This window comes from Rhizobium sp. P1_B8 (assembly GCF_056406515.1).
The window spans coordinates 153,358-166,266 of the sequence record NZ_JBFTZZ010000007.1 but is presented as its reverse complement, the minus strand read 5'-3'; the positions used below and the strand labels follow the sequence as shown (position 1 = coordinate 166,266).

General features: G+C 62.3%; 12 protein-coding genes. All 12 read right to left on the bottom strand.

The features are described 5' to 3' along the window. Positions 1–324 precede the first annotated feature (324 nt). The 12 genes from lpdA to mdh all read right to left on the bottom strand — a co-directional run bounded on the left by lpdA (position 325) and on the right by mdh (position 12,855). Positions 325–1,731: a dihydrolipoyl dehydrogenase gene (gene lpdA, locus AC1D2N_RS12235; RefSeq protein WP_018243877.1), complete on the bottom strand. Its 1,407-nt coding sequence runs from the start codon at positions 1,729–1,731 to the stop codon at positions 325–327. 26 nt (positions 1,732–1,757) lie between these two features. After that, positions 1,758–2,396 (bottom strand): LysE family translocator, encoded by a 639-nt coding sequence (locus AC1D2N_RS12230; RefSeq protein ID WP_130653202.1) that lies wholly within the window; start codon positions 2,394–2,396, stop codon positions 1,758–1,760. Between the two features lie 21 nt (positions 2,397–2,417). Beyond that, complete coding sequence (locus tag AC1D2N_RS12225) at positions 2,418–3,170, bottom strand: SDR family oxidoreductase (RefSeq protein ID WP_047620322.1); 753 nt, start codon at positions 3,168–3,170, stop codon at positions 2,418–2,420. Beyond that, a complete protein-coding gene (locus AC1D2N_RS12220) occupies positions 3,167–3,697 on the bottom strand; it encodes a hypothetical protein (RefSeq protein ID WP_130653203.1) in 531 nt (176 codons plus the stop codon). The genes AC1D2N_RS12225 and AC1D2N_RS12220 overlap by 4 nt, the downstream gene beginning before the upstream one ends. Then, complete coding sequence (locus tag AC1D2N_RS12215; protein ID WP_130653204.1) at positions 3,694–4,443, bottom strand: DUF4241 domain-containing protein; 750 nt, start codon at positions 4,441–4,443, stop codon at positions 3,694–3,696. Before AC1D2N_RS12215 ends, AC1D2N_RS12220 begins: the two co-directional genes overlap by 4 nt. A 13-nt stretch (positions 4,444–4,456) precedes the next feature. Next, complete coding sequence (gene odhB, locus AC1D2N_RS12210) at positions 4,457–5,725, bottom strand: 2-oxoglutarate dehydrogenase complex dihydrolipoyllysine-residue succinyltransferase (RefSeq protein WP_130653205.1); 1,269 nt, start codon at positions 5,723–5,725, stop codon at positions 4,457–4,459. A 39-nt stretch (positions 5,726–5,764) separates the two neighbouring features. Further along, entirely contained in the window at positions 5,765–6,073 is a 309-nt protein-coding gene (locus tag AC1D2N_RS12205; RefSeq protein ID WP_130653206.1) for a YciI family protein, read from the bottom strand. Positions 6,074–6,088: 15 nt separating this feature from the next. Further along, a complete protein-coding gene (locus AC1D2N_RS12200; RefSeq protein ID WP_130653207.1) occupies positions 6,089–9,073 on the bottom strand; it encodes a 2-oxoglutarate dehydrogenase E1 component in 2,985 nt (994 codons plus the stop codon). Between the two features lie 173 nt (positions 9,074–9,246). Further along, entirely contained in the window at positions 9,247–10,149 is a 903-nt protein-coding gene (sucD, locus tag AC1D2N_RS12195) for a succinate--CoA ligase subunit alpha (protein ID WP_130653208.1), read from the bottom strand. Positions 10,150–10,162: 13 nt separating this feature from the next. Continuing rightward, positions 10,163–10,654, bottom strand: coding sequence for a DUF1579 family protein (locus AC1D2N_RS12190; protein WP_028733521.1), 492 nt, complete (start codon positions 10,652–10,654; stop codon positions 10,163–10,165). An 8-nt stretch (positions 10,655–10,662) separates the two neighbouring features. Beyond that, complete coding sequence (gene sucC / locus AC1D2N_RS12185; protein ID WP_130653209.1) at positions 10,663–11,856, bottom strand: ADP-forming succinate--CoA ligase subunit beta; 1,194 nt, start codon at positions 11,854–11,856, stop codon at positions 10,663–10,665. A gap of 36 nt (positions 11,857–11,892) precedes the next feature. Continuing rightward, a complete protein-coding gene (mdh, locus tag AC1D2N_RS12180; protein WP_018482680.1) occupies positions 11,893–12,855 on the bottom strand; it encodes a malate dehydrogenase in 963 nt (320 codons plus the stop codon). Positions 12,856–12,909 lie beyond the last annotated feature (54 nt).

The window sequence follows — 12,909 nt, the reverse complement described above, 5'->3', positions numbered from 1 at the left end:
GCCTTTCCGGGTTAGATTGAAGCATTCTGTTGGCTCAAACGGAGTCGGATGGTCGACCGGCCGGCGCGCGTCGTAGCCCAGCTCTACGGCCAAGCCGGCCGGTCGATCAGCCGGCCCGTTTCAGCCAACCCGAAGGGCCGGGCATCTTTGCGCCAGGGCAGAGGCGATCGGCTCGGACGTACCAAGGGGTATGCCCTTCGCCAATCGCCTCTGCCCTGACGAAAACCTGCTCCGGCAGAATGCTTCAATCTAACCCGGAAAGGCTCTAGAACAGCCGCCTGCCTTCCGGCAAGCGGCTGTATGCCTTGTTACGAATATGTAAGATTACATATGGATCGGCTTGAAGAAGGTTGCGAGCGCAGCCTCTTTCACCGCTTCCGACATTGTGGGATGCGCGTGGCAGGTACGGCCGAGATCTTCTGACGAACCGCCGAACTCCATCAGCACGGCGATCTCGTGGATCATCTCGCCGGCGCCGAAGCCGACGATATGGCCGCCGAGCACGCGGTCGGTTTCCTTGTCGGCAAGGATCTTGACGAAGCCGTCCGTCGCCAGCATCGCACGCGCCCGGCCGTTCGCCGTGAACGGGAACTTGCCAACCTTGTAGGCGATATCAGCCGCCTTGAGTTCTTCCTCGGTCTTGCCGACGGAAGCGATTTCCGGCTGGGTGTAGACGACGCTCGGAATGACCTCGTAGTTCACATGGCCATGCTGTCCGGCGAGGATTTCGGCAAGCGCCACGCCCTCGTCTTCCGCCTTGTGCGCCAGCATCGGACCCTTGACCACATCGCCAATCGCATAAATGCCGGCAACATTGGTCTTGAAGTGACCGTCGATCTCGACGCGGCCGCGATTGTCGAGCGTAACACCGGCCTCTTCGAGGCCGAGACCCGATGTATAGGGCTTGCGGCCGGTGGCGATCAGCACGACTTCGGCCTCGAGCGTCACCTTGTCGCCGCCCTTGACCGGCTCGAAAGTGACCTTGGCGCCCTTGTCGCCCTTTTCGACGCCGGTGACCTTGGCGCTGAGATTGAAATCGATGCCCTGCTTGGCGAGCATGCGCTGGAACTGCTTGGAGACTTCGCCGTCCATGCCGCCGAGGATTGTGTCGAGATATTCGACAACGGTGACCTTGGCGCCGAGGCGCGACCAGACCGAGCCGAGCTCGAGGCCGATAACGCCACCGCCGACGACGATCAGCGTTTCCGGCACCTTCTCCAGCGCAATGCCGCCGGTCGACGAGATGATGGTCTTTTCATCGATCTCGACCTGCACGCCAGGAATGCCGGCGACGTCGGAGCCGGTGGCGATGACGATGTTCTTGCCTTCGATCTCCTGCACCTTGCCGTCGTCGGCGGTGACGGAAACCTTGCCGGCCGAGACGACCTTGCCGATGCCCTGAAAGGTATCGATCTTGTTCTTCTTGAAGAGGAAGGCGACGCCGTCGACATTCGACTTCACCGTCGCATCCTTGTGGGCCATCATATTGCCGAGGTTGAGCGTCGGCGCCGGAATATCGATACCGAGCGCGCTCATTCCGTGGCCGGCCTGATGGAACATTTCGGAGGCATGCAACAGCGCCTTCGACGGGATGCAGCCGACGTTCAGGCAGGTGCCGCCATAGGTCGCCCGCTTTTCGACGACGGCAACCTTGAGGCCGAGCTGGGCCGCCTTGACGGCGCAGACATAGCCGCCCGGGCCGGTTCCGATAATGATCACATCGTAGGACATTGCTTCTTTCCCTTTGGATTTTTCGTTTAATCGGCCGCGCGCGACAAAGCGAGGCGGAAGCCGAAGCCGACAAGTGCCGCTCCGGTGATGCGGTTGAACCATTTGCCGCTGGCAATGAAGCGGTCACGGATCGCCTTGACCGTGAAGAAATAGGAGACGCCGGCAAACCAGGCGACCAGCGCCGTCGCCATGCCGATGCCATAGGAGAACTGGATCAGCGCCGGCGTGTCGTGATGGACGAGCGTCGAAAACAGCGACAGGAAGAACAGCACCGGCTTCGGGTTCAGCGCATTGGTGATGAAGCCCATGCCCAGGCATTTCAGCATCGAGACCGGCCTGCGGTCTTCCGCCGTCACCTCGATATCCCTCACCTTGAAGCCCGGTTCGCGGAACGACTTGATGCCGAGATAGACCAGATAGGCGACGCCCGCCCATTTGATGACAGCAAACAGCATCAGTGATTTGGACACGATCAGGCCGAGGCCGAGGATAGTGTAACTGATGTGGAAGAGCAGGGAGAAGCCCATCCCGAGCCCGGTCATGATGGCGGCGCGTCGCCCATGCACGATGCTCTGGCGCAGGATAACGGCAAAATCGGCGCCCGGCACGACGATGAAGATCGAAAAGACGGCCATCAGGCCGAGGAATTCGAGAATATATTGCATGCTGTTTTTCGCCCTGTCGTTCTAGCGGCCGCCGCTCACATTGAGGATCGCGCCGGTTATATAGGAAGCCGAAGGTGACAGAAGATAGAGGATCGCATCCGCCACCTCCTCGGGCGTACCCGCACGCTGCATCGGAACCGCCGGCGCCATCTCGCGTGCCCGGTCAGGCAGCCCGCCCGAAGCATGGAGGTCGGTCTCGATGATGCCGGGCCTTATCGCATTCACGCGGATGCCCTCGGCAGCGACTTCACGCGCCAAGCCGACAGTGAAGGTGTCGATCGCCGCCTTCGAAGCGGCATAATCGACATACTGCGTCGCCGAACCGAGGATCGCCGCCATCGACGAGATATTGACGATCGCCCCGCCCTGCCCGCCATGCCGGCTCGACATCCGGCGTATGGCCTCTGCGGCGCAGAGGATGGAGCCGGTCACATTAACGCGCAGCATGCGTTCGATTCGCTCCGCCGACATCTCATCGATGCGCTGCGGATAGTCGACGATGCCGGCATTGTTGACGAGCCCGTCAAGCCGGCCGAAATGTCGGTCGACCGCCGTAAACATCGAGACGATATCCGCAGCCTTGCCGACGTCACCCTGGATCGCCACGGCCTCGCCGCCGCCTTCTGTGATCGAAGCCACGACCGCATCCGCGGCTTGGCGGTTGGCGGCATAATTCACCGCAACACGCCAGCCCTGGCGCGCGGCGAGCCTTGAGGCCGCGGCGCCGATACCCCGGCTTCCGCCGGTGATGAGAACAACAGGTGCATCGCTCATGTCGCACACTCCTTGAATGTCAGTACGTCCCAAGGCGCTACCGAAGCCTTGCCCTCGCCCCAGGCACTGGATTCGCGGATGGCGGGACCAAGGCCGGGGAGCACGAGCTTTTCGGCCGCCGCAGCACCTTCGGGCTGCAGATTGTCCATCTCACCCTCGGCATCCATGCCGTAGACGGCGCCCTGCCAGACCGTGCAGGCATCGAGATCGGCGCCGGTCGCATCGCCCTCGGGGCAGTTGAACATCAGGATGCCGATGGCGCGCACCGGATCTTCCGATGGCATGACATAACCTTCCATCACGACAGGTGTCTTGAGCGCGCTGACCTTGAACTGGTTGCTGGCGGCGGCCGATGGAGAATTCAGCGGTGCGAAGCGCAATTCATAGGCACCGTCGCGATCGACGTAGACGGCTTGTTCCTGCTTGCATGCGGCGCCGAATGTGGATGCCGGAACGGCGAAAAACGCGGCGGCTGCGATCGCAGCCATGCCTTTCCGTCCCACCATGATCCCGATCCTTCCGCTCATTGCAGCTTCGGCTCCTTCCGCCCGTCGGCGTTTTCGACAACGCTGAAATCCGTCAGCAGCACCAGCGCGCGGCCGTCCTTGTCGAGCCCCCAGAAAACCGGGTAGAAACCGTCGCCCCAGCCGCTCCAGAACACGGCGACATTGCCTCGTCTGCCGGCAACCGGCCGGTGCAGTGCATAGATGCCTTTGTTGGCATTGAGGTCCGACGCCAGCACGTCATCGTAATAATTGACGTCGGCATCCGGTTTCTGCGCCTGTACCTGCCCTTCACGCTCTCCGATCAGATCAAACGTATCGGCATCCATGTAGCATCCGAGGCCGGCATCGACGGGATAGCCGAAGATCTCGCCGTCCTTCAGCGTCGCCGTGTCCTGCCCGGGCAGGACTGCAAGCTCCCAATGATCCGGCCTGCCCTCGGCAAACCGCATGCTGGCGGCGGCGATGCGCCCGAAGGCCTGGTAGAGCGTCACCGGATAGTCGCCCGGCGCAACCGTTCTTGCGAGCGCTGGACGATCGGGCTGGGCGAGCGGATCGGCCGCAACGATGCGCCCCGATGTCAGCTCGACATTGCCCATATGGATCGCGCCGATCGACCGCCCGGAGAGTTCGGCATCGCTCAGCGCCACCAGTTCGAAATTGCTGCTTGCCTTGCTGATGTCCCAGCCGGCAGCCGATGCGGCGACCGGGACATGCGCGGCGGCAGCGCAAAGAAGAAGGCGCGCCGCTCGCATGATCCGGTTCCGCATCGTAAGCGCTCCCTTAGAGATCGAGAACCAGACGTTCCGGATCTTCCAGGCTTTCCTTGACGCGCACGAGGAAGGTGACCGCTTCCTTGCCGTCGACGATGCGGTGATCGTAGGACAGCGCCAGATACATCATCGGACGGATGACCACCTGCCCGCCGATCGCCACCGGCCGTTCCTGGATCTTGTGCATGCCGAGAATGCCGGACTGCGGTGCGTTGAGGATCGGCGAAGACATCAGCGAACCGTAGACGCCGCCATTGGTGATGGTGAAGGTGCCGCCCTGCATGTCGGCCATGGAGAGCGAGCCATCACGGGCTGCCTTGGCAAGACGGCCGAGCTCCTTCTCGATTTCGGCGATCGACATCTGGTCGGCGTCGCGGATGACAGGAACGACGAGGCCCTTGTCCGTGCCGACGGCCATGCCGACATGGCAGTAGTTCTTGTAGATGACGTCGGTGCCGTCGATTTCAGCGTTGACGGCCGGCAATTCCTTCAGCGCATGCGTCACCGCCTTGGTGAAGAAGCCCATGAAGCCGAGCTTGACGCCGTGCTTCTTCTCGAAAATGTCCTTGTACTTGTTGCGCAGGTCCATGACCGCCTTCATGTCCACCTCGTTGTAGGTGGTGAGCATGGCGGCGGTGTTCTGCGCGTCCTTGAGGCGCTTGGCGATCGTCTGGCGCAGGCGCGTCATCTTCACGCGCTCTTCGCGCGAGGCATCCTCGACCGTCGACGGGCCACGCGCGGCGGCAGGCGTTGCCGCGGGTGCGGCCGCCGGAGCGGAAATGCCCTTGGCGACGGCGGCGATGACGTCGCCCTTCAGCACCTGGCCGCGCTTGCCGCTACCATCGAGCTGATCGGCGGAAAGGTTGTTTTCGGCAAGCATCTTCGAAGCCGCCGGTGCCGGCGGCATGGTGGAGACGGAAGCGCTTGATGAGGACGACGCAGCAGCGGCAACTGGCGCTGGCTGGGCAGCAGCAGCCGGGGCTGGCTGGGCAGGTGCGGCGGCCGGTACAACAGCAGCAGCCGGCGCGGCAGCGGCAGCTGCGCCTTCGGCGATCTGGCCGAGCAGCGCGCCGAGGCCGACGGTCTCGCCGGCGGCGACGACGATTTCCGAAAGCGTGCCGGAGGCGGGTGCTGGAACTTCGATGGTCACCTTGTCGGTTTCAAGCTCGAGAATCGGCTCGTCGGCCTTGATGGCGTCGCCGACCTTCTTGAACCAGGTGCCGACGGTTGCCTCGCTGACGGATTCACCGAGAGTTGGAACGCGGATTTCTGTGGCCATTGTTCAGATCCTGATTTCGTGTGTTTTCGTTAATGCGTTTCAGACGGCGGGCGGCCGCGAGATGATCGAGGGCATCGGCAGGATATCGAAGCGGAAACCGAAACCGGAAGCGATGATCGGATCGCCGTCGGCAAGAACCTGCGCCGCCGCCTGATCCTCGACCTCGACGATCGCCATGCCCCAGGCGCCTTCACCCTCGAAGACGGGGCCGACGATGACCGCCGATCCCGCAAAGGCGTGCCGATGCCAGTATTCGACATGGCGTTTCATCGCCGCCATTTCCTCCCCGGTCCCGTCATGCGGGAAAGTGGGGCGCGGCGGCTGCAGTCTCAGAAAGAAATAAGCCATTGCGCCCCCCGTGTTTTAACCGCCCAATGCATCCTCGAGGAATGCGGCGAGCTGCGACAGATGCTTGGACATCAGACCCGTCGCCGGCGAGGCGGCGGCCGGACGGCCGGTATAACGGACGCGCTGGTATTTCGCGTCGATATGGGCGAGCACCCATTCGAGGAAGGGGTCGATGAACGACCAGGCGCCCATGTTCTTCGGCTCTTCCTGGCACCAGACCATCTCGGCATTGCGGAAGCGCGACAGCTCGTTGATGAGCGCCTTTGCCGGGAACGGATAGAGCTGCTCGACGCGTAAGAGATAGATGTCGTCGATGCCGCGCTTTTCACGCTCTTCGAGAAGATCGTAATAGACCTTGCCGGAGCACATGACGACGCGGCGGATCTTGTTGTCCTTCTGCAGCTTGATCGGGCCGTCCTTGATCACCTCGGCATCGTCCCAGAGCAGACGATGGAAGGCGGATTCGCCGGCCATTTCGGCAAGCGTGGAGACCGCCCGCTTGTGGCGCAGCAGCGACTTCGGCGTCATCAGGATCAGCGGCTTGCGGAAGTCGCGCTTCACCTGCCGGCGCAGGATGTGGAAGTAGTTTGCCGGCGTCGTGACGTTGGCGACCTGCATGTTGTCTTCCGCGCAAAGCTGCAGGAAACGCTCGAGGCGGGCCGAGGAATGTTCCGGACCCTGACCTTCATAGCCGTGCGGCAGCAGGCAGACGAGGCCCGACATGCGCAGCCACTTGCGTTCGCCCGACGAGATGAACTGGTCGAAAACCACCTGCGCGCCGTTGGCGAAATCGCCGAACTGCGCTTCCCAGAGCGTCAGCGCATTCGGACGGGCGAGCGAATAGCCGTATTCGAAACCGAGCACGGCCTCTTCCGAAAGCATCGAATTGATGACTTCGTAGCGCCCCTGCGTCGGCGAAAGATTGGCGAGCGGGATGTAGCGCTCTTCGGTTTCCTGATCATAGAGAACCGAGTGGCGCTGCGAGAAGGTGCCGCGTTCGCAATCCTGGCCGGACAGGCGGATCTTGCTGCCTTCGACGCAGAGCGCACCGAAGGAGAGCGCTTCGGCCATCGCCCAGTCGATACCCTCGCCGGTGGCGATCATGTTGGCGCGATTTTCCATGAAGCGCTGGATCGTCCGGTGCGCATTGAAGCCCGCCGGGATCTCCGAGAGCTTGCGGCCGATATCCTTCAGCGTCTTCATCGGCACGGCGGTCTTGCCGCGGCGCTGCTCGTCGGCATTGTCGGCCGTGCGCAGGCCCGACCACTCGCCATCCAGCCAGTCGGCCTTGTTCGGCTTGTAGTGCTGGCCGGCCTCGAACTCCTGTTCGAGATGGGCGCGCCAATCGGCCTTCATCTTCTCGACTTCGCCGTCGGTGAGCAGGCCCTCGGCGACGAGCCGGGCCGCATAGAGCTGCAGCACGGTCTTGTGGGCGCGGATCACCTTGTACATCTTCGGCTGCGTGAAGGACGGTTCGTCGCCTTCATTGTGGCCGTAGCGGCGGTAGCAGAACAGGTCGAGCACAACAGGCTTGTGGAACTTCATGCGGAATTCGGTGGCGATCTTGGCGCCATAAACGACCGCTTCCGGATCGTCGCCGTTGACGTGCAGGATCGGCGCCTCGATCATCTTGGCGACGTCGGACGGATAGGGCGACGAGCGCGAGAAGGCCGGGTTCGTGGTGAACCCGATCTGGTTATTGATGATCACATGCATGGTGCCGGCGACGCGGTGGCCGCGCAGACCGGAAAGGCCGAGGATTTCGGCAATGACACCCTGGCCGGCAAAAGCCGCGTCGCCATGGATCAGCAGCGGCAGAACCTTGGCGCGTTCGGAAAGCGGGATGATGTCGCCGTCCCAGACGGTGGCGTTCATATCCTGCTTGGCGCGGGCCTTGCCCATGACGACGGGATCGACGATTTCGAGATGCGAGGGGTTCGCCGTCAGCGAAACGTGGATCTTGTTGCCGTCGAATTCGCGGTCGGAGGAGGCGCCGAGATGGTACTTGACGTCGCCCGAGCCCTCGACCTCGTCGGGAGCGGCCGAGCCGCCCTTGAACTCGTGGAAGATCGCCCGGTGCGGCTTGCCCATGACCTGGGAGAGCACGTTCAGGCGGCCGCGATGGGCCATGCCGAACACGGCTTCCTTGAGGCCGAGGTGGCCGCCACGCTTGAGGATCTGTTCCAGCGCCGGGATCAGCGATTCGCCGCCATCGAGGCCGAAACGCTTCGTGCCCTTGAACTTGACGTCGAGGAACTGTTCATAGCCTTCGGCTTCGACGAGCTTGGCAAGGATCGCCTTCTTGCCTTCCGGCGTAAAGGCCACGCCTTTGTCCGGTCCCTCGATGCGCTCCTGGATCCAGGCCTTCTCTTCAGGATTGGAGATATGCATGAATTCGACGCCGAGCGTCGAGCAATAGGTGCGTTCGAGGATTTCGATCATCTCGCGGATGGTCGCGTATTCCAGGCCGAGCACGTTGTCGATGAAGATCTTGCGGTCGTAATCGGCGGCAGTGAAGCCGTAATTCTCCGCCGACAGCTCGCGATAGTCGTCGACGGGAGCGGCGATGCCGAGCGGGTCGAGCTTGGCGTGCAGGTGGCCGCGCATGCGGTAGGCGCGGATCATCATGATGGCGCGCACGGAATCGCGCGTCGCCTGCAGGACCTCGGTGCTGTCGGCAGGCTTGCCTTGAGCTTCGGCCTTGGCTTTGACCTTGGTCTCGATCACCTTCTCGACGATGCCCCAGTCGCCATCGAGAGCCGATACCAGATCGCCGCTTGCCTGAAGCGGCCAGTTCTTCTTGCGCCAGGAAGCCCCCTTGGCTGCCCGCTTCACATCGCTGGGATCCTCCTCCAGCGCCTTGAAGAAGGCACGCCACTGGTCGTCGACCGATGCCGGATCTTCTTCGTACCGCGCGTAGAGCTGCTCGATATAGGCAGCGTTGGCGCCATCCAGAAACGAGGTGATCTGAAACTGCTCGTTGGCTTCTTGCCGTGCCATGGTGATATGCGGACGCTTCCGTCCGCCTCCTGACTTGATGAATTTGCCGGCTTGATGGCCGGCTGCCGCATTCCGATTGCCGCCTGTCCGCGGCGCATCTGCTGTTCTCGTGTCGTCGAGGCCGGGCGGAAGGCGCAGATGCCGTTCCTCCGCCCGGTCCATATTTAGGTGGCTTAGCCCTTGAGGACTTCAACCAACGTCTTGCCGAGGCGGGCCGGAGAAGGCGACACCTTGATGCCTGCCGATTCCATCGCCGCGATCTTCGATTCCGCATCGCCCTTGCCGCCGGAAACCACCGCGCCGGCATGGCCCATGGTGCGGCCCTTCGGGGCCGTACGACCGGCAATGAAGCCAGCCATCGGCTTCTTGCGGCCCTTCTTGGCTTCGTCCTTGAGGAACTGGGCTGCGTCTTCCTCAGCCGCACCACCGATTTCGCCGATCATGATGATCGACTGGGTGGCTGCGTCGGCCAGGAACATTTCCAGGACGTCGATGAACTCGGTGCCCTTGACCGGGTCGCCGCCAATGCCGACGGCCGTCGTCTGGCCGAGACCTTCATTGGAGGTCTGGAACACGGCTTCATAGGTCAGCGTGCCCGAGCGGGAAACGATACCGACCGAACCCTTGCGGAAGATCGAGCCCGGCATGATGCCGATCTTGCATTCTTCCGGCGTCAGGATACCCGGGCAGTTCGGGCCGAGCAGGCGCGACTTGGAGCGGTCGAGGCGAGCCTTGACCCGCACCATGTCCATGACCGGGATGCCTTCGGTGATGCAGGTGATGAACGGGATCTCAGCGTCGATCGCCTCGATGATCGCGTCGGCAGCGCCGGCCGGCGGAACATAGATGACGGTCGCGTTGGCGCCGGTCTTTTCCTTGCCTTCGGCAACGGTTGCGAAGATCGGCAGGCTTTCGCCCTTTGCGCCGGTCCAGGTTTCGCCGCCCTTCTTCGGATGGATGCCGCCGACCATCTGGGTGCCGTAATAAGCGAGCGCCTGTTCGGTGTGGAACGTGCCGGTCTTGCCGGTTAGGCCCTGAACGAGAACCTTGGTGTCTTTGTTGACGAGAATGGACATGCGAGGCCTTTGTTTAGGAGAGGTTGGAAGACGTGGAGGACGCGCGACGATAGACGCCGCTGACGACCTCCTGCCAAGTATCGCTGCCTGCAGGCGAAAAGCTGACGCCCATCCGGTAGCAGTCTTCATTTTCGAACGTGAATACGGTGCGCTGGCTGCCGCGCGGCGAAGTCTTCATCAGCACAAGCTCACTGCCATTCCACTCGCCGGACGCCGGTACGGGCGGCGCAAAACCTGCGGTGTCGAACTGGTAGAGTTTGTAGGTCTGGTCCGAAGCATCGAAGCCGAAAACATTTCGCGCCTCGAACGAAACAGCACCATCGCGCGTCTGGCGATAGCGCTGCTCGAGGAAGAACCCGCCGAACAACACCTCGCCGGAAAACTCAGCACTGGCATTGCCTTCACTCGTCCACGCCGACGCCGCGACACGCTCGTCCCCTTCCCACACGCCAGCGAAGGCGTTGAGGCGGAAATGAGCAGCGGAGGGCGTGGACTGGAAGGCCATGATCGTTCTCAGCCGCTGATCGCCGCGACGATCTTCTTGGCAGCATCGTCCAAGTCGTCGGCCGCAGTGATCGCCAGACCCGACTCATTCAGGATCTTCTTGCCGAGCTCGACATTGGTGCCTTCAAGGCGCACGACGAGCGGAACCTTCAGGCCGACTTCCTTGACCGCGGCAATCACGCCCTCGGCAATGACATCGCACTTCATGATGCCGCCGAAGATGTTGACGAGAATGCCTTCGACCTTGGGGTCTGCGGTAATGATCTTGAAAGCCGCAGCAACCTTCTCCTTGCCGGCGCCGCCGCCGACGTCGCAGAAGTTGGCCGGCTCCTTGCCGTAGAGCTTGATGATGTCCATCGTCGCCATGGCAAGACCAGCACCGTTGACCATGCAGCCAATATTGCCGTCGAGCGCAACATAGGCGAGATCCCACTTCGAGGCCTCGATTTCCTTGGCGTCTTCTTCGGTTTCGTCGCGCAACGTCTTGACATCATCGTGACGGAAAAGGGCGTTGCCGTCGAAAGACATCTTGGCATCGAGGACGCGCAGGTGGCCATCCTTCATGACGATCAGCGGATTGACTTCCAGGAGAGCCATGTCCTTTTCGCCAAAGGCTTTGTAAAGCGCCGGGAAAAGCGACTTGGCATCCTCGGCGGCAGCGCCGTCGAGCTGCAGAGCCTTGGAGATCGCAGCAACGTCGGCAGCCGTCACGCCGGCTTCCGGATCGATGGCGATCGTCTGGATCTTCTCGGGCGTGTCGTGGGCGACGGCCTCGATGTCCATGCCGCCTTCGGTCGATACGACGAAGGCAACGCGGCCAACCGAGCGGTCGACAAGGATCGAGCAATAGAGTTCGCGGGCGATGTCGGCGCCGTCTTCGATGTAAAGGCGGTTGACCTGCTTGCCGGCTTCGCCGGTCTGGGCGGTCACCAGCGTGTTTCCGAGCATTTCCTTGGCGTGGGAAACGACTTCCTCGATCGACTTGGCGAGGCGAACGCCGCCCTTGGCATCAGGCCCGAGCTCCTTGAACTTGCCCTTGCCGCGGCCCCCGGCATGGATCTGGCTCTTGACCACGTAAAGCGGACCGGGAAGCGACTTGGCGGCAGCCTCGGCTTCTTCAACCTTGAGAATAGCCACACCTTCGGCAACCGGCGCGCCATAGCCCTTAAGGAGAGCCTTGGCCTGATATTCATGAATGTTCATGGGTGTATCCCTGTTTCGATTACTTCAGCCCGTCGACTACTTGAGGGCCGGCGCGATGTTGATGCAGGCTTCGCAGAGACCGGCGACGGCGCCGACGGACTTGTCGAAGGCTTCCTTCTCGGTCTTGTTGAGATCGATCTCGATGATGCGCTCAACGCCGCCGGCGCCGATGACGGTGGGAACGCCGACATACATGTCCTTGACGCCGTACTGACCGGTGAGGTGGGCAGCGCAGGGCAGAACACGCTTCTTGTCCTTGAGGTAGGATTCGGCCATCTCGATCGCCGAAGCAGCCGGCGCGTAATAGGCCGAGCCGGTCTTCAACAGGCCGACGATTTCAGCGCCGCCGTCACGGGTGCGCTGAATGATCTCTTCGAGGCGCTCCTTGGTGACCCAGCCCATGGTGACGAGGTCGGTGAGCGGAATGCCGCCGACCGTCGAGTAGCGGGCGAGCGGTACCATCGTGTCGCCGTGGCCGCCGAGAACGAAAGCCGTGACGTCCTGGACGGACACGTTGAATTCCTTGGCGAGGAAGAGGCGGAAGCGCGAGGAGTCGAGAACGCCGGCCATGCCGACGACCTTGTTGGCGGGAAGGCCGGAAAACTTCTGCAGCGCCCAGACCATGGCGTCGAGCGGATTGGTGATGCAGATCACGAAGGCGTTCGGCGCATACTTCTTGATGCCGGCGCCAACCTGCTCCATGACCTTGAGGTTGATCCCGAGAAGATCATCGCGGCTCATGCCGGGCTTGCGGGCGACGCCTGCGGTGACGATGCACACGTCAGCGCCTTCGATCGCGGAATAGTCGCTGGCACCGGTCAGATTGACGTCGAAGCCTTCGACGGGCGACGACTGGGAGATATCGAGACCTTTGCCCTGGGGAATGCCGTCCGCGATGTCGAAGAGAACGATGTCGCCCAGTTCCTTCAGGCCGGCGAGGTGCGCCAGCGTGCCACCAATCATGCCAGAACCAATGAGTGCGATCTTGTTACGCGCCATTTTCGCTGTTTCCTTTGCGATCAAATTCGTCGAACGGACGCGCAAGGCACCGCC